Origin of the sequence: Paraeggerthella hominis, from assembly GCF_021044775.1 — a bacterium.
GTDB lineage: Bacteria > Actinomycetota > Coriobacteriia > Coriobacteriales > Eggerthellaceae > Paraeggerthella > Paraeggerthella hominis.
Genome location: NZ_JAJNOQ010000003.1, coordinates 334,405 through 351,344, shown reverse-complemented (window position 1 = coordinate 351,344; position 16,940 = coordinate 334,405). Strand labels below are relative to the sequence as shown.

The 16,940-nt window shown below is 62.6% G+C and carries 14 protein-coding genes; 5 read left to right on the top strand and 9 right to left on the bottom strand.

Going from position 1 to position 16,940, the window contains the following annotated elements; translation table 11 throughout:
• Positions 1 to 10: 10 nt before the first annotated feature.
• From LQE90_RS05365 to LQE90_RS05350, 4 genes are read right to left on the bottom strand one after another with little or no spacing between them, the layout of a single operon-like run.
• Complete coding sequence (locus tag LQE90_RS05365; protein ID WP_216529806.1) at positions 11 to 673, bottom strand: amino acid ABC transporter permease; 663 nt, start codon at positions 671 to 673, stop codon at positions 11 to 13.
• Positions 670 to 1,818, bottom strand: a complete 1,149-nt coding sequence (locus LQE90_RS05360; RefSeq protein ID WP_225748869.1) for an amino acid ABC transporter permease — start codon at positions 1,816 to 1,818, stop codon at positions 670 to 672. Before LQE90_RS05360 ends, LQE90_RS05365 begins: the two co-directional genes overlap by 4 nt.
• Entirely contained in the window at positions 1,811 to 2,644 is an 834-nt protein-coding gene (locus LQE90_RS05355) for a transporter substrate-binding domain-containing protein (RefSeq protein WP_114567946.1), read from the bottom strand. Before LQE90_RS05355 ends, LQE90_RS05360 begins: the two co-directional genes overlap by 8 nt.
• A gap of 8 nt (positions 2,645 to 2,652) precedes the next feature.
• Complete coding sequence (locus tag LQE90_RS05350) at positions 2,653 to 3,384, bottom strand: amino acid ABC transporter ATP-binding protein (RefSeq protein WP_216529805.1); 732 nt, start codon at positions 3,382 to 3,384, stop codon at positions 2,653 to 2,655.
• A gap of 321 nt (positions 3,385 to 3,705) precedes the next feature.
• On the opposite strand from LQE90_RS05350, the gene LQE90_RS05345 reads away from it, so the two are divergent.
• Entirely contained in the window at positions 3,706 to 5,853 is a 2,148-nt protein-coding gene (locus LQE90_RS05345) for a transporter substrate-binding domain-containing diguanylate cyclase (protein WP_216529804.1), read from the top strand.
• Between the two features lie 115 nt (positions 5,854 to 5,968).
• On the opposite strand, the gene LQE90_RS05340 is transcribed toward LQE90_RS05345, so the two are convergent.
• From LQE90_RS05340 to thyX, 4 genes are read right to left on the bottom strand one after another with little or no spacing between them, the layout of a single operon-like run.
• Positions 5,969 to 7,144, bottom strand: coding sequence for an ABC transporter permease (locus tag LQE90_RS05340; protein ID WP_216529803.1), 1,176 nt, complete (start codon positions 7,142 to 7,144; stop codon positions 5,969 to 5,971).
• Positions 7,141 to 7,917 carry an ABC transporter ATP-binding protein gene (locus tag LQE90_RS05335; RefSeq protein WP_216529802.1) on the bottom strand — a complete coding sequence of 259 codons (777 nt, stop codon included), beginning with the start codon at positions 7,915 to 7,917 and terminating at the stop codon, positions 7,141 to 7,143. The genes LQE90_RS05340 and LQE90_RS05335 overlap by 4 nt, the downstream gene beginning before the upstream one ends.
• 42 nt (positions 7,918 to 7,959) lie before the next feature.
• Entirely contained in the window at positions 7,960 to 9,363 is a 1,404-nt protein-coding gene (locus tag LQE90_RS05330; RefSeq protein WP_216529801.1) for a DUF1385 domain-containing protein, read from the bottom strand.
• Between the two features lies 1 nt (position 9,364).
• Positions 9,365 to 10,045 (bottom strand): FAD-dependent thymidylate synthase, encoded by a 681-nt coding sequence (gene thyX, locus LQE90_RS05325; RefSeq protein ID WP_216529800.1) that lies wholly within the window; start codon positions 10,043 to 10,045, stop codon positions 9,365 to 9,367.
• A gap of 142 nt (positions 10,046 to 10,187) precedes the next feature.
• Here thyX and LQE90_RS05320 point away from each other — a divergent pair, with 142 nt between their 5' ends.
• Positions 10,188 to 11,078, top strand: a complete 891-nt coding sequence (locus LQE90_RS05320) for a class I SAM-dependent methyltransferase (RefSeq protein WP_216529799.1) — start codon at positions 10,188 to 10,190, stop codon at positions 11,076 to 11,078.
• Between the two features lie 70 nt (positions 11,079 to 11,148).
• Here LQE90_RS05320 and LQE90_RS05315 read toward each other — a convergent pair whose 3' ends face one another.
• Positions 11,149 to 12,501: a Fic family protein gene (locus LQE90_RS05315; RefSeq protein ID WP_216529798.1), complete on the bottom strand. Its 1,353-nt coding sequence runs from the start codon at positions 12,499 to 12,501 to the stop codon at positions 11,149 to 11,151.
• 315 nt (positions 12,502 to 12,816) lie between these two features.
• Between LQE90_RS05315 and LQE90_RS05310 the strand changes: the two genes are divergently transcribed.
• The 3 genes from LQE90_RS05310 to LQE90_RS05300 all read left to right on the top strand — a co-directional run bounded on the left by LQE90_RS05310 (position 12,817) and on the right by LQE90_RS05300 (position 16,937).
• Positions 12,817 to 15,519, top strand: coding sequence for a molybdopterin-dependent oxidoreductase (locus LQE90_RS05310; protein WP_114567923.1), 2,703 nt, complete (start codon positions 12,817 to 12,819; stop codon positions 15,517 to 15,519).
• 2 nt (positions 15,520 to 15,521) lie between these two features.
• A complete protein-coding gene (locus LQE90_RS05305) occupies positions 15,522 to 16,142 on the top strand; it encodes a 4Fe-4S dicluster domain-containing protein (RefSeq protein WP_216529818.1) in 621 nt (206 codons plus the stop codon).
• 66 nt (positions 16,143 to 16,208) lie between these two features.
• Positions 16,209 to 16,937 (top strand): TorD/DmsD family molecular chaperone, encoded by a 729-nt coding sequence (locus tag LQE90_RS05300; protein WP_216529797.1) that lies wholly within the window; start codon positions 16,209 to 16,211, stop codon positions 16,935 to 16,937.
• The last annotated feature ends 3 nt before the right edge of the window (positions 16,938 to 16,940 follow it).

The window sequence follows — 16,940 nt, the reverse complement described above, 5'->3', positions numbered from 1 at the left end:
CGCAAAGACGCTACGCGGTGCGAGCCTGCTTGATCTTTCGCTGGTACGCACGCACGATCTGGGACAGCGTGAAGCACACCACGAAGTACACCAGAGCCATGATGCCGAAGATGGCGAAGATCTGAGCCGTGGAGTTGTAGCTGTTCATGAGGATCATGCCGCGGCCCATGAGCTCTTGCAGAGCCATGGCGCCCCACAGGTAGCTCGTATCCTTGATGGTGGTCACGAATTGGGAAAGCAGCGCCGGAACCATGTTGCGCAGCGCCTGCGGCAAGATGATCAGCACATAGGTTTGCGCCCCGGAAAAGCCCTGGCTCTTCGCGGCCTCGTACTGCCCGAACGGCACGCTCGCCAAGCCGCCGCGCACGATCTCGGCCACGCTGGCGCTGGTGAACAGCGTGAAGGCCAGGACGGCTGCGCCGATGGGCGGCAGCTGCGCCACGAAGAACGTGAACATGATCCACAGCAGAAGCGGCGTGTTCTTGAACACCTCGATGTACACGGTCGCAACGCCGCGCAGCACGCGGCTCTTCGACGTGCGCATAACCGAGATGAGAGTTCCCAGCATTACCGAGCACGCGATGGCGAGCGCAGATATGAGCAGCGTCATCCCCAAACCCTGCAGGAGAAAGCGCATGTTCACCCACGTGAACAGAGCGGCGATATCGCTCATCGGTCCTCCTCCCGTCCTTCTTCATCGGTCGCACCCTTGCGCTCCGAACGCTCCGCCTCTTCGCGAGCGGCAGCGCGTCGCTGCTCCAAGCGGCGCAGGGCCCTCGAGCGACCGGTCCTCGTGTGCATGGCGCGTCGTGCGCACGCTTCGTCGCCTGCGCACGACGCGACGATCTCCTGCGCGATCTCCCGGCCGATGTCGTCTGCGATCTCAGCCGCTTGCTTTCCGGTGAACGCCTGCTCAAACGGCCCACGCGCGCCTTGCATCGCCCCGTCTGCGTCTTCGCCCAGCACGTGCAGCGGATGGCGCGGCGACGGAGCCACGCGAGCAGGCGCTATATCGACCGTGCCCAGCATGGTGTCGACTCCGCCGGCCATGGCGTCGGCAGCCGCACGACCCGTGATGTCGTGCGATCCCGGCGTGACTTCGAGCACGTCCTCGGACAGCTCTTCCGTCGCGTCCCCGGTAGCCACGTGCCGATGCGCGCGCGTCCGACGCTCCAGATACAGCGCCAAGCGCGACAACGGAAAACAGATGATGAAGTACAGGATGGCGGCAACCACGTAAGCGGGACCGTAGTAGCTGGTGGATCCCGCAAACGAGTTCGCGAAGTACATAAGCTCGCCACCCGCGATCAACGCGAGCACCGACGTGTTCTTCACAAGGTTGGCGGCCTGCACCGCCAAAGGCGGCATGATGATGCGAATCGCCTGCGGCAAAATGATCACGAACATGGTCTGCCAGTACGAGAACCCCTGGCTTTTCGCCGCCTCGAACTGGCCGCGATGGATGGAACCGATGCCCGAACGCACGACCTCTGAAATGTAGCCGCCATGATAGATGCCGATGGCCAGCACGCCGATCCAGAACGCCGCAAGCGACAATCCCAGAAGCGGGAATATAGCGTAGAACACGAACACCTGCAAAAGCAGGGGCACGTTCTGCACGACCTCCACGTACACGCGCGTGATCCAGCGAAACACCGGTATGCGGGACACGGACAGCACGCCGAACACCACGCCCAGAACCAGTGCGATAAGCAGCGCGAGCACGGAAATGCCAACGGTCATGCCGAATGCGGACAAGATGTCGGGCCAACGCTGGAAAAGCGCCTCCCACTTGAACGGAGCGAAGATATCAAGCATGCGATCCGCCCCCTTGCGCAGCCGCGACGCCGCCTGAAACCCCGTCTTCGGAAAGGCCCCAGCGCGCATACAGCTCGTCAAGCGTGCCGTCGGCCTGCATGGCGGCGATAGCGTCGTCCACCTGCGCCGCCAGCTCGACGTTCGACTTCTTCGTGGCCACGCCGTACTCCTGCGGAGCGAACTGCGTGGTAAGCAGCATGGTCGAGTCGTCCACATAGCCGTTCAGGATCGACCGGTCTACCGAAAACGCATCAACGCGCCCCGTGACCAGCGCTATCTTGATTTCGGGATAGGTGGAGTACTCCGCGAAGCGCATGTGGATACCAATCTCGTCGCCGGCCTGCGCAAGCTTTTCGCGAGTCGTGGCGGAAAGCGCCACGCCCACCGTCTTGCCGTCAAGCCCGGCAAGATCGGCGATGCCCGAGGACTTCTTCACCAGCACGCCGATATGGTCGGTGTAGTACGGACGCGAGAAATTGTAGCTTTTCTTGCGCGTCTCGGTGATGGTGAACGTAGCCAACGTGGCGTCGAGCGTGCCGTTGTCGAGCATTGCCCCGCGCGTGGTCACGTTCACGCCGGTCACCTGCAACGCGTCGGGGCTGCCCTTGATGCGACGCGCCAATTCGCGCGCGATGTCCACTTCCATGCCCTCGATGGTGCCCGTTTCAGGATTCTGGAAGCCGAACGAGGGCACGTCGATTTTGGTGCCCACGCGCAGCACGTCCGCGCCGGACGCGCACCCGGCAAGCGAGCCCGCCGCCCCGCACAGCGCGATCGACCCTACCCCCAGGGCGGATGCGCGCAAGAATGTCCGTCTTGTGATCACGATGCGCCTCACAAGATCTTGGACAAGAAGCTCTTGATGCGCTCGTTGTCCGTTTCGTCGAAGATGTACCGAGGACTGCCCTGCTCGACCACCAGGCCGTTTTCCATGAACACGACCTTGTCGGCCGCTTCGCGCGCCAAGCCCATCTCATGGGTGACCATGACGATGGTCATGTTCGTTTCCGCCAGGGACTTGATGACGTCGAGCACTTCCTGCACCATTTCGGGATCGAGCGCGCTCGTCGGCTCGTCGAGCAGCATGATCTTGGGATGCATGTTGAGAGCGCGCGCGATGGCCACGCGCTGTTGCTGGCCGCCCGACAGCTGATCGGGGTACTTGTCCACCTTGTCGATCAACCCCACGCGCTCCAAATAGGCGCGCGCCGTTTTCTCGGCCTCGGCCTTCGGCACCTTGAGCACCTTGATGGGCGCCAACGTGACGTTCTCCAGCACGGTTTTATGGGGATACAGGTTGTAGCTTTGGAACACCATGGCCACGTCGCGCGCGAGCGCCCGGCTGTTCACCTTGCGATCGCCCAGGTTCATGCCCTCGACCACGATGGTCCCCGAATCGGGAACCTCCAACCCGTTGATGCACCGGATCAGCACGCTTTTGCCCGAACCCGACGGCCCGATGACGACGACCTTCTCGCCCTCAGCCACCTCGAGCGAAACTCCTTTGAGCGCCTCGACCGCGCCGAAGTTCTTCACGATGTTTTGAACTGAAATTGCGTTTTGCACGCCCCGCACCTACGCTTTCGCCCTGCGGGGGGCCGGACGCGAACGCGCCTTGCACCCTCCATCGATGATCTGAATGCTTCGATGGTATCAAAGCGACCACGCCCCTGAGAGGAGAACAGGTTACGAAACCTTGACGGCTCGCTCGAAAGGTAAACGGCCGTGCAACCCGAGGCGAAACCCCGCCCCGACCCGCACCGCTTGCCGCTGCGAGCCCGCCAGCGAAGGGAATGCGACCGAGCGATTACTTTTAATCGTTACCTTTGCTATACTAATTCATCGTTTGAGGAAACGGCGCAACCGAATCGGGCGAGGAGCCGGTGCATGAAAAACATGCTTTCGCGTCTTGCAAGGACGTGGGCCGCCATCGCGACGGTCGCCATGATCGCGGCGTGCTCGCTGCCTGCAACCGCCATCGCGCACGACGGATCCGCCGACGCCGTATCCGACCACCGCATCATACGCGTAGGCTGGCCGATCCAGCCGGGATTGTCGGAATCGGACGGACACGGTTCCTATTCGGGCTACACCTACGACTACCTCGAGCAAGTGGCGCAGTACACCGGATGGAGCTATCAATTCGTCGAGGCCGAAGGAAGCATCAACGAGCAGCTCACCACCCTGTTGGCCATGATGGAAGCGGGCGAGATCGACATCATGGGAGCCATGGCGTACAACGATTCGCTGGCGCAGCAGTTCGATTACGCCACCAACTCGTACGGAGCGGCCACCTCTGCCCTGCTGGCCGCCAGCTCCAACGACAATCTGACCGAAACCAATATCTACCTGCAAGAAAAACTCCGCATCGCGTTCAACGGACCATCCCCTAAGTCCCATTCCGGCGCCCAGATGTTTTGCGACGCAAACGGCATCCAGATGGAAGCCGTCGAGTGCGACAGCATCCAAGCGCAGATAGACGCCGTGCTGTCGGGAAAAGCCGACGTGCTTACCGGCGTGGACATATCGCCCATCGAAGGCATGCACGTCGTGGCGTCCATGGCCTCCAATCCGTTTTACTTCGCCGCCTCGAAAGGCGAGAAAGACATCGTCGCGTCCCTCAACGAGGCCATCGTTCAAATCGACAGGGCCGAGCCGATGCTGCAGCACGACCTGTACGCGAAGCACTTCGACACGCACCAGGGATCGACCGGGCTTGCCAAGGACATGCGCGCGTTCGTTGCCCAAGCCGGCACGATCCGCGTCGGGTATCTGGCGGGCGCGGCGCCCGTCCAAGACGTCGACGAAAAAACCGGGCTGCCCGTGGGTGCCTCGAAAGCGGTGCTCGACTACATCGCCGAGTACACGGGGCTCTCCCTGGAGATCGTCCCCGTTACGGGCGAACTCAACTGGGACGAAGCTATCCAGGAGTTCGACCTGGACGCCATAGCCGGCATCGTGCACGACTTCCCCTTCGCCCACCAGCACAACCTGTCGCTGAGCACCCCGTACCTCTCGTCCTACCAATGGATCGTAACTCGCAGCGGCGTCAACGCCTCCAATTTGACAGAAGGTCGCGCCGCGTTGATCCGCAGCGCGACCTGCGAAGAAGCGGACCGAGAGAACGCGCTCGTCTGCAACACGCTTGAAGACTGCGTCGAAGCCGTCGACACCGGGCGCGCCGACTACACGTACGCAGACGGCTACAGCGGGCCTTACTTCGAGAACATGGAAAGCTATCCCAACGTCACCGCTTACATGAACCCCAACGAAGAGAACAGCATCTGCTTCGCGTTCGCGTCCTCGAGCGACCATCGCCTGCTGCGCGTGTTCAACGAGGCGATCCGGCAGATGCCCGTCGGGATAGTCAACGACAGCATCTACGCCGAAGCCCTGCAGGAGAATCAGATGACCTTCGTGCAATTCGCCGAAGCGCACGTAAAAGAGATCGCGTTGATCAGCCTTGTCGTGGCAAGCGTCATCATCGCGCTGTCGATAGGCTACGCGCGAAACCGCGCGAAAGCCCTCGAGATCACCCGTGCCGAAAAAGACCGCCTGAAAGCGGTTGCCGAACGCGACGGCCTGACCGGGCTGCTCGGCGTAGGCGCGTTCAAAAACGAAGCGCAAACGCTGGTCGACCGAAACAACGTGGGCGCGTTCGTCGTAGTGGACATCGACGACTTCAAAGTTGTGAACGACACCTACGGGCACAAGGCGGGCGACGAGTCGCTGTGCCTGCTGGCCAGCATGATGAAGGAAACCTTTCGCGAAGACGACCTGGTCTGCCGCTTCGGCGGCGACGAGTTCGCCGTTTGCCTGGCCGGGATGGTCAGCGCGGATGCGCTTGAAAAACGCTGCCGAGAGCTGCTCGTGCGCGTAGCGACCGCTTCAGCCGAGGCGGGTCTTCCCTTCAGCGTGAGCATCGGAGCCGTGCGCGCACGGGGCGGCGAGAGCTACCTGGAGTTGTACGACCAGGCGGACAAGGCCATGTACGAAGCGAAGCGAGCGGGCAAAAGCGGCTTCTTCGTCCTCTAGCCTCTGCGCATCGACAGGACGCCGGGAACCCGCCGGCAAACCGAAACCGACAAGAACCGCAAGCCGATCCCTTCCGCCAAGCCCTCGAACGGCTCTCTTTCGAACGACGAAGCGCCTAGCGCGCGAACATCAGGCGCTCGCTGTCGAACATGCGCTGCAAAACCAGAACGCCCGCCCCCGTGTACGCGAGGTTGGAAGCTACGCACAACGCCACGTTCATCGGTTGGAAATCGAACGTGAAAATGGAGATCATGCACTGCACGCTGTTGTACAGCGGTATGAGGTAGAACTGCGGCTCCGTCTGCGTTGCGCCCCCGAACATGCCCAAAGCGCCCACGAGCATCACCACGATCATGAGCGGCGTCAGGTACATGGACGCTTCCTTGGTCGTGCGCGCCAACGCCGAGACCATCGTGATGAGAACGACCACGACCAGCGTCGTGGACGCGATGACCAATGTGAGCAAGACGTAGTCGGAAACGCCGTACACGCTCATGCTCACGCTGCCCTGCATGATGCTGGGCAGCCCCGCGAATATGCCGATCGCGCTCGATGCGGCAATCAGCAAGCCGATGATCGACACGGCGAGCACCTTTCCCAATGCGATGTCGCGCCGACGAACCGGCGTCGCCAGAAGCGTTGCCATGGTGCCGCGCTCTTTTTCGCCGGCAACCGACTCAGCCGCCACGGACATGCAGCTGGTGAACAGCAAGATAAGCAACAGCATGGGCACGATCGACACCACGACGGAACCGGCCACGTCGCGCTCTTCGGCAACATCGTAGGACGCATCGCCGACGTTCACGTCGAACCGGTTCGACAGCGACGACTCGTAGGCGTCGAGCGCGGCCTTGAGCGCGGAAAACGCCTGCACCGAATCGGGATCCGTGGAATTGCGGTACAGTTCCACGCGAGGCGCCGCCGTGCCCGAAGCGGGATCGTAGGCCGCGACGGACTCGTCGAACCCTTCGGGGAACAGGGCGAACGCCTTGACGTCTCCTTGCTCGATGGCCTCGCGCATCCGATCGGCGTCGGGCAAGGAACCCTCCTTCACGACATCGATGCCCGCCGCGTCCGCCAGCGCTTCAAGGCTGGCGGGTTCGTTCACCACGGCAACCACGGGCCGTTTGGCGGCATCGGGCTGGAACATGCTGCCCATCGCATCGCCCATCACCGTCCACACGACGAATATCAGCAGACCGGGCAAAACGATGGAAACCAGCGCGGACACGCGGTTGCTGAAGAACTTCGCAAGCTCCTTGCGTGTAATGGTGAAAGCGCCGTTGCTCATGATTCCCTCCGAACCGCCGCCGCGTACAAATCGAAGAACGCGTCTTCGAGCGAGCGCCCGTGCGTGACGTCGGGCAGCGTGCCGCATGCGGCCATGCGCCCGTCGATCACGATGCCCACGCGATCGCACACCTTCTCGACCAGGGTGAATATATGCGTGGACAGCAAGATGGTTTTGCCCTCCCCTTTCATTTCCACCAAGAAGTCCGTGACCGTCTTGGCCGTAAGGACGTCAAGGCCGTTGGTGGGCTCGTCGAACACGATGATCGACGGATCGTGCGCGACCGACACCGCAAGCGAGGTCTTCTGCTTCATGCCCGTGGACAGATCGGCCACCTTCGTTTGCGCAAAACGATCGATGCCGAAGCGCTCGAACAGGGCGCGCTTGCGTTCGTCGCGCACGGCGGGATCAACGCGATGCAGCTCGCTGAAGAAGTCGAACAGGTAATCGGGAGAGAACACGTCCTCCAACTTGAGGTCGCTCGTGAGAAACCCGATAGAGCTGCGCACGCCCACGGGGTCGGACACGACCGACTTTCCGTCGATGAACGCATCGCCCTGATCGGGCTTGACCAAGGCCGCCAGCATGCGCAGCGTGGTGGTCTTGCCGGCTCCGTTCGGACCCAGCAGCCCGAAGATCTCGCCGTGCTGCACCTCGAACGACAAGCCGTCGACAGCCGTCTTCATCCGACTGTCCGTTCGCTCGATCTTGCGCTGCTTCGCGGAAAGCCTGAACGACTTCCGAAGGTCCTGCGCCGTTATAGCCGCTCCCAAGATATGCCCTTTCGTTCGTTGACCGCGCGTGCCGAACCGGCGCTACGCCGCGGAAGGCGTGGGAGCCTCCGCTGCGGCGTTCGCCTTCGCGTCCTCTGCTTCCTCCCGCTCGAGCACGCGCTGCATGGCCGCAATAGCGCATTCGATCTGCCCGTCATCAGGCTCGCGCGTGGTAAGGTACTGCATCTGCATGCCGGGCCACAGAACCACCTTGACGATGGGATTGTCCGGGTGGCTGCCCGCCCATTTCACGGTGATCTCGTAGGATATGCCCGCGATGACCGGCATGAGCAGGATGCGGATCAAAATGACCAGCGCCAGCTTGGGCGCGCCGTCGGCCACGCCCCATGCGTCGATGAGCGCGTTGATGGGCGTCACCGTGTACACGAAGATGGCGATGATCATGACCATGATGAGAAACGCGGTGCCGCAGCGCACGTGCAAGCGGGGGAAGCTGCGCGCGTTTTCCGGCGTAAGGGGCAGGCCGTGCTCGTAGCAGTGGATGGTCTTGTGCTCGGCGCCGTGGTAGCCGAACATGCGCTTGATGTCCTGCATGCGCCCGATCAGCCACAGGTAGAACACGAACACGAGCACGCGCAGCAAACCGTCGACCACGTTCCAGAGCACCGTATTGGAATCGTACTCGCCCACGATGAGGTTCGTGAGCGCCGCCGGCGCCACGATGAACAGCACCACGCCCAGCACCAGGCCGAGCACCATGGACACCGCCATCTCCTTCTTGCCGAATTCGACTTCCTCGTCCATGAACGACTTTTTCTCGACGTCCTTCGGCGCAGGGTCCTGGACGGGAGCGGAAGAAGCAGGCTCCTCCACCACGTCAAGCGTCCTCTGGGCGCCCAGCCCGTCGATCACCGTTTCCGGTCGCCCGAAATCGTCCTTCCAGGAAAACGCCTTCTCCCCGCCCTCCCCGCCCCCGCCAGCGAGCGAGGGTCCAAGCCCCTCGAGATCGGCCGCAGGGTTCCCAGCGGACGAATCGGACGACGGAGATCCGTCGACGAGGGGGCCGGAGGGATCTGAAGCGAGTTCCGCACGAGCCGAACAGCCCTGCGGGCTGTTCGTGCGAGCAGGACTGTCCGAGCGGCAGACCCCTCCGACCCCCTCGGCAGCAACCCCCTCTTCGTCCGATTCGTCCGCGAACGCGTGCAGCGCCGCGATCTCGAGAGCCTTGTAGCCTAGGACGAGCGACTCCACCATAGCCCGGCAGCCGCGCACGAGCGGCCAGTACATCCAGCCGTTCTTGCCCTGCCCCGACGCCAGGTCGTGCTCTTCCACGTACACGCCGCCGGAAGGTTCGCGCACGGCGACCGACCAGTTGTACCGGCCCCGCATCATAATGCCCTCGATAAGGGCCTGCCCTCCCACATGGGTCTTGACCGCGCCGTCCTCCGAGAACGCGCGCGAAAGATCGCTCTTCTGCTCGGCCACGTCAGCCCCTCTTCACGCGCGGATACGGGTTTCCGCAGGTCATCTTTCCTTCAGGGCAGTTCCCGCGGATGCAGGGCGCGCCCGCGTCCATGAACACGAACGGTGCGGTCGGACGCGCCAGCTCGAGCATGCGATGCGCCATGTCGCGGATCTCCCACTGCGCGCGGTTGCAGCAGCGCAGCGAGAAGAAGTGCAGCAGCTCGCGCACGTTCATGGTGATGACGATCTTCGTTTCGGCGGCGTTGGGCAGCAGGTAGCGGGCATCCTCCGCGGGAATGCCGGCGGCCAGCAGCTTCTCGTACGCTTCGATAGCCGCCTCGATCGCCCGGTCGAACACGGCTTCGGCCTGCGCATCGCCCGCGATGCTCTCCGGCTTGACGGTGGCCAGGCCGTCGGTGAACTTCACGTAGCGCTGGCTTTGCTGGTTGAAGCTGGCAATGCGGTGGCGCACCAGCTGGTGCGTGAGCGCGCGGGACACCCCGTCTACGGCGAAGGTGTAGCTGGCGTGTTCGAGCGTGGAGAAATGCCCGCTTGCCATGATGGTCGAAAGCACGCTTCGCACGCGCTCCTCGGGCATGGTTTCCATGAGCTCGGCAGCGCCGACGGGCGCGTAGCACAGGCGCGCGGCCGTTGCGATGGCGCGCTCGGGATCGGGCGTATGGTACAGCAGTTCAACGTGCATAGGACGAATACTCCTCTGTTAGAAATAATCCGTTTTCACGCACTCCACCCGTGCGCGATGCGGTATCGTTCTTTACCATAGTACCCGAAACCGACGGCTGCGCACCCGCTGGGCAAGCGGCCCTTCACGCGAAAGGCATGCCATGGAACCGTTCGTCCCCCTGCTTACCACGCACGATTGGAACGAAGAATGGAAGGCGCTGCAGAAGCTGCGCCGCCGCGTGGACGATGCCTCGTACTGGGACAAGCGCGCGTCCACCTTCTCCACGAAGGACGCGCCGAACCCCTACGTCGAACGATTTCTGGAACTGGCGGACGTGCAACCGGGCGAGACGGTGTTCGACATGGGATGCGGCACGGGCGCGCTCTGCATTCCACTGGGAAAGGCGGGGCACAAGGTGGTAGCCGCCGACTTCTCGCAGGGCATGCTCGACCGCATGGGGGAAGAGCTTGCGGAGCTGGGCGTGCGAACGGTGTTTCCCAAGCGCATGAGCTGGGAGGACGATTGGGCCAGCTTCGGCGTGCGTCCCGGCATGACCGACGTTGCCGTAGCTTCTCGGTCCATCGCCACCGCAGACCTGCGCGACTCGCTGCTGCGCTTGACCGACGTGGCGCGCCGACGCGTCTGCATCACGCTGTCAACCGGGGCCTCTCCGCGCACCGACGAGCGCCTGCTGGCCGACATAGGCCTTGACCAGGTAAGGGGGCACGACTACCTGTACGCCTTCAACATCCTGGCGAACGAGGGCCTCAAGCCCGAGCTGTCCTACATCGAAAGCGCCCGCGAGGACACCTTCGACTCTCGCGAAGACGCCTACGAGGCGTTCGCGCGCATGGTGAACGACGCGGCAACGGGCCTGGTCGACGACGATGTGCGCGAAAACGCGCTCGAAAAGCTGCGCGCATGGGCGAAAGACAACCTCGTGGACAACGAGCACGCCGGGCAGCCCGACAAGAAGGGCGTTGCGCAAGGACGTCTGCGCCTGCGCCAGCCGCGCACCGTCACCTGGGCGTTTCTCGCCTGGAACAAATAAGGGGCCGAAGCGTAGCCGGCAAGGCAAGGCAGGAAGCCAAGGCAGCGTCCTGCCGCCCCCGCCTTGCCGGCTACGCGATCGTTCCCTTGCTTTGCTCGATCAAGAATTCGCGCGACAGCGGCGTTTCGGGCAAAAAGGCGCCTTCTATCCGCGTGAACAGCGCGATCGCCTCGGCTGCCTCGAACACGCGGTTGCGCCCGCCGCCTCCCATCTGACGCAAAACGCCCGCCTCCACCAAATCGGAAACAGCGCGCGCGGCGGTGGAAAAGCTGCTTCCGATCAACTCGGCTGCAAAGGGGATGCTGACGACCGGGCTTCCTATCAGCTCGTTCATCAGCTTCCGCACGCACTTGCGCAACTCTATCCCGTTTCCCTTGACCTGCGCAGTCCATGAGTCGGTCAAAGCGGACGCCTCTCGACAGCACACCTTCGCGATGCGCACGGAAAGCTCGCAGGCTCGCGCGCAGTGGTACACCCATTCGTCCACGGCAAGCAGTTCGCCCGCATCCACGAAATCATGCTCGGTCAGATACGGTTCGAGCCTTCTTGTATGGCGCATGGTGGTCATGGCCGGCGTGATGGAGAACGGGGGCATGTAATGCTCGATAAGCCCCGCCTTGCGCCAGATCAGGATAGCCAGAATACGACCGATCTGGTCGGATCCCGCCATGAACGCCTTGGTCGCCTCAAGCTGGTAATGGGCGATGGCCGAGCGCGCTATAGGCGAATACGAATTGCGGTTGCAAAACTGCACGAGGTCCTTCATGAACCGAGGAAGCTGCGCCGCGGTCGGAGGCCGATACATGTCAAGATCCACGTCGGGGCTGCGCCGATGATTATAATCCCATGAACGAAGGCCGGCTTCCTTCTCCCAATACGACCCTTCGCTGATGCCGCGGTACAAAGCCTCCAGATGCGCGGCCGTTATATCGCCGTCTTGAGAAACGTCGGAAAGTATGAAGTTCACTGCGCCCTCCACCAAATGAGCGGCGTACGAAGCATCAAGTTGAGCCGACGTGCAGCCCGCATGCATGCGGGCTGCGTTCTTGACAAGCCGGGCAGAACCCGCCGGCGCATGCGTCCAGGAGCCAAGGTCCAGATAGCAGCACGCCCGGTAGCTCGGCTTCACGCCGTTAGTGCGCACCGAAGCCACGCCCTCCACGCGCGACAGCAAGCGCCGCAGCGGATAGGCCGACCCCTCGACCAGACAGTCGGACTTCGCCACCGCGATCTCCGCGCGAGCGACAACCGCAGCCGTCTCGCTGCTCAAAACGAAGTTGCGCGGGCACAGCAACTTGGGCTCGTAGGGCGCCCCCGAGCGCTTCTTTCGGTTGACCTTGTCCTTTTCCGCACGCACGGAAGCGAGGTCGGCGATGAGCCGCGCAAGGTCGTCCTGCCCGATCTGTCTGTCGAAATACTGCATGGCGGCACTCCGGCTCCAAGAGCCGAAACTCCCTCCCCTCGCGCTCCATTCTAGCATCGACGCGAGCGATGCCCCGCAAGCGGGCTCCTTATTTCCGATTTCGTTGATTTGCTAATACGACCATCCGTTTCGAGAATAATCGAAACCGCAAAACAAGCCGAATTCGGCTCGCATGCTTCCATTCCGATCCGTTCTGCAATACAGAGCCTTCGGCCATTGGCACCGCAGCACCGTCGTCTCTATGATCTTCGCGAACCCTGCAAGGGGTTGGAGCGGCCGCAGCAAGGGGGCGGCCGCACGACGATAGGAGGGAACATGGGAGCATCGACGCACGAAACGGCGGAAGCAAGATCGAGCATCACCCGTCGAAACCTGCTCAAATGGACGGGCGTCGCCGTAGCGGGAACCGCCGCGCTCGGCACGACCGGCTGCGCAGGATTCAACCAAAAGCCGGAAGGAGAAGCGGCGAAGGGGGCATCGGAAGGAACCTGGATCCCCTGCAACTGCTGGGCGGACTGCGGCAGCAAAGGCTTCAACAAGGTGTTCGTGCAGGACGGCGACTGCGTCCGCATGGGAACGGACAAAACCCACGCGGACTCCCCCGACTGCCCGCAGCTCAGGTCGTGCGCCCGCGGACGGGCTTTGCGCGGCATGGTATTCGGCGCCGATCGCATCAAGTACCCCATGAAGCGCAAAAGCTGGCAGCCCGGTGGCGGCGACAACGCCAACGGGGCGCTGCGCGGCAAGGACGACTGGGAGCGCATCAGCTGGGACGAAGCGTATCAGCTGATCGCCGGCGAGATCAAGCGCATCACCTCCGCGTACGGACACGATGCGATATTCGTGCCGGGCTACGTGGCCTCGCTGTTCGGGAACTGGGATATCGGGCGCATGCTGGCGCTGCACGGAGGGTACCTGGAGCACTGGGGCGCCTGCTCTTCGGGCGCGTGGGGGTCGATGGCCAAGATATACGGCCTGGCCGAAGACACGAACGATCGCATGGACTTGCGAAAAGCCCAGATCATCGTACTGTGGGGATCGAACCCCGCCTGGAGCCGCACCGGTCTTCCCACCTACGACTACATGCAATGCAAAGCTGCGGGAACGAAGTTCATCTGCATAGACATCTTCCGCCACGCCACCGCCCAAGCCGTTGCCGACCAGTTCGTCGGCGTGCGACCGGGCACCGACACGGCGCTTGCCATCGCCATGGCCTACGTGCTGCTGACCCACGACGACCCCGCTGCAAAGCCGCTCATCGATTGGGATTTCCTGAACCGCTGCACCGTCGGATTCGACGCAGACCACATGCCCGAAGGAGCGGCGCCCGAGGACAACTTCAAAGACTATGTGCTGGGCACCTACGACAATACGCCGAAAACGCCGGAATGGGCAGCGGAGATCTGCGGCGTAAGCCCCGCCGTGATCACCGATCTTGCTTTGCAGATCGCGCAGACCGAGCGCGTGTCCATCATCATGTCTCCCGCGCCGTCGCGCACCACCAACGGGACCACGTGGCCCCAGGCCATCATGACGCTTGGAGCCATGGCCGGCTGCATCGGCAAGCCGGGCTGCTGCACCGGATCCGACGCCGGCCACTCCTGGTTGCAGGGCGGCTACCTGACCTTGCTGCAGGGCGGCACCATACTCGGCGAGCCCTCATGGACTACGTCGGGAAACATCGCGCCCATCTGGAACCCCCTCGGCGGAGACTCCATCGAGTACGGCGTGCCCAACGGCATGTACAAGCTGCCCGAAGAGCCGTATTACCGCATCAACATCAACGAGGCATGGACGGGCATTCTGTCCGGCGAGTTCACCACCGGCCTGGGCAAGAAGCGCCCCTGCAACGTGCACATGATCTACGATACGCACGAGAACATCATCAACCAGGCACCGGGGACCATGCTGGCCATTGAAGCCTACCGCAAAATGGACTGCGTCGTAGCCCAGAACATCGTGATGACCACGGCTTGCCGCTATGCGGACATCGTCTTGCCCGTCACCACCCAATGGGAGCGCTACGGAGACTTCACCGCAGCGTATCGCGAGCAAGTACTGTGGACGAGCCAAGTATGCGAGCCTTTGTTCGAAGCCAAAAGCGACGTGGACATTGCCGCAGAGCTGTCAGAGCACATCGGCGTCGATCCGAAGCAAGTGCGCCCGCTCGAGCTCAAGCAGCAGGTCTTCGATTGGGTTGCCGCCGCAACCGCAACCAAAAAGGATGGAAGCGGCGTAGAGAACCTGGTCAGCGTCACGGAAGACGACCTGAAAGAACTCGGCGTGGAAGGCAAGCCCCAAGAAGGTCGCGTGCCCATCCTCGACTTCAAGCGCGACGGCATCTACACGGTGGAGCGCTCCGAAGGAGACGGTCTGGATTACGTGGTGCTGGAAGCCTTCCGCAAGGATCCCGAAGCGAATCCCATAGCCACCACGAAAACGGGCAAGCTCGAGATCTGCTCGCCGAACGCCGCCGCGCGCGTAAAGGCATGCGGATGGACCGAAATCCCGCCCATCGCCAAATACGAACCCGGCATCGAAGGATACGAGGAGACGTTTTCCGATTGGGCTGGCAAAGTGAAGGGCGAATACCCCTATCAGCTGGTCAGCCTGCACATTCCGCGCCATTCGCATTCCTCGTTCGCCGACGTCCCCAATCTGCGCGAGGCGTTCGACCACCCGCTGTACATGAATCCGCTCGACGCCGCGGACATCGGGTGCGAAACGGGCCAGACGGTGCTCATCACCTCGAAGTGGGGCAAGAGCCTGCGCCCGCTGCTGGTCACCGAGATCATGATGCCCGGAGTGCTGGGCCTCGGCCAAGGCTCGTGGGTGGAGATCGACGAGGAGACCGGCATCGACATGGCCGGCAGCGTTAACGTGCTGAACGGCCCCAACTGCGTAGGATACGGCCATCAGGCATGGAACAGCTGCATCGTGAAGGTCGAGAAATGGACGGGAACGCCGCTCGCCCCCGATTACACCTGGGAACCGCGCGAAGTGTTTAAGGAGGACTAATCATGTCTCAAATGGGCTTTTACATCGACAGCGCTTCGTGCACCGGCTGCAAGGCCTGCGAACTCGCTTGCAAGGACAAGAACAACCTCGACGTGGGCGCTCGGCTTCGCCGCGTGCGGATGATGTGCGGCGGAACGTGGGAGAAAGACGAGGCGCTGAACTGCTTCACCCCGCAAGGCGTGTTCTCGTACTCGGTATCGTTCTCGTGCGGGCACTGCGACTCCCCCGCCTGCTTCGCCAAATGCCCGCAAGGGGCCATCTCGAAGGACGCGGACACGGGCATCGTCACCATCGATCCCGAGAAGTGCATCGGGTGCGGTACCTGCAATGCAGCCTGCCCGTACGGCGCGTGCCAGCTGGTCGAAGCTGAAAAGAAATCGCGCAAGTGCGATCTGTGCAAAGATCTGCTCGCCCTTGGCGAAGAGCCTGCATGCGTGGGAATCTGCCCGCAGCGCGCCCTGGCAATAGGCGAGATCGAAGAGCTCCGCAGCACCTACGGCAAGGTTGCCGACGTGCAACCGCTGCCCCCTTCGTCGGAAACGCTTCCCAACGTGGCGATCGCCACGCACAAAGACGCTGTGTTCGAAGAGGGCGCAGGACGGCCTCTCTCGCTTGAACAATAATCCCAACGCGCAAGGGGCTGCGGATCGCCCGAAGCCCCTTGCGTCGACGATTCGATAGGAGACGACATGGACACCGATGCCATCCGATCAAGGCTCGCAGAAGAAGAAGCCCTGCTCACGCTGCTCGGAAGACTGCTGTACGACATGCCGGATCGCGATCTTTTCGCCCGCGTCGTCGAAGAGCGCCTGTTCGAGTCCATACCCTTCGTAGACGGCGCGCGGGCAAGGCAGCCGCAGGATCTGCTCCTTGCCTGGATGGACGCCTGCGCGACGCCCTTTTCCGACAGCGACTTCGAAGCCGTCCGCGTCGACTACACGCGCCTGTTCGTGGGCGCCCAAAAGGTAGCCGCCCCCCTTTGGGAATCGGTGCACTTCAGCCGCGAGCGCATGGTGTTTCAGGAGCGAACGCTGCAAGTACGAGCAGCGTACCGAGCATACAACCTGGAGGTAGAGGGCTTTCAGCACGAACCGGACGACCATCTTGCCTCCGAACTGCTGTTTGCGGCGCATCTGGCGCGCATCGCAAAGGAGAGCCTCGACGCCGGCAACGAAGAAGGATTCGAGCGGGCGATGTCCGATCAACATGATTTTCTGGAAGAGCACCCGAACTCCTGGGTGGAAGGTTGGCGCGACCTGATCCTGAAAAAATCGAACAGCAACCTGTACCGGGGCCTTTCGATGCTGATCACGCAAGCCTGCAAGGAATCCGCGCTGCTTGCCAAGGAGCTGAAAAGGACGGGCGACGCATGCCCTGGATGCGAGGCCCGCTGCCCCGCATCCAGTTGCAACGCGTAGGGA

What these genes read in the sequence shown, in the direction of transcription:
- LQE90_RS05365 (WP_216529806.1), bottom strand. Translation starts at nt 673, where the DNA reads ATGAGCGATATCGCCGCTCTGTTCACGTGGGTGAACATGCGCTTTCTC.
- LQE90_RS05360 (WP_225748869.1), bottom strand. Translation starts at nt 1,818, where the DNA reads ATGCTTGATATCTTCGCTCCGTTCAAGTGGGAGGCGCTTTTCCAGCGT.
- LQE90_RS05345 (WP_216529804.1), top strand. Translation starts at nt 3,706, where the DNA reads ATGAAAAACATGCTTTCGCGTCTTGCAAGGACGTGGGCCGCCATCGCG.
- LQE90_RS05340 (WP_216529803.1), bottom strand. Translation starts at nt 7,144, where the DNA reads ATGAGCAACGGCGCTTTCACCATTACACGCAAGGAGCTTGCGAAGTTC.
- thyX (WP_216529800.1), bottom strand. Translation starts at nt 10,045, where the DNA reads ATGCACGTTGAACTGCTGTACCATACGCCCGATCCCGAGCGCGCCATC.
- LQE90_RS05320 (WP_216529799.1), top strand. Translation starts at nt 10,188, where the DNA reads ATGGAACCGTTCGTCCCCCTGCTTACCACGCACGATTGGAACGAAGAA.
- LQE90_RS05315 (WP_216529798.1), bottom strand. Translation starts at nt 12,501, where the DNA reads ATGCAGTATTTCGACAGACAGATCGGGCAGGACGACCTTGCGCGGCTC.
- LQE90_RS05310 (WP_114567923.1), top strand. Translation starts at nt 12,817, where the DNA reads ATGGGAGCATCGACGCACGAAACGGCGGAAGCAAGATCGAGCATCACC.
- LQE90_RS05305 (WP_216529818.1), top strand. Translation starts at nt 15,522, where the DNA reads ATGTCTCAAATGGGCTTTTACATCGACAGCGCTTCGTGCACCGGCTGC.
- LQE90_RS05300 (WP_216529797.1), top strand. Translation starts at nt 16,209, where the DNA reads ATGGACACCGATGCCATCCGATCAAGGCTCGCAGAAGAAGAAGCCCTG.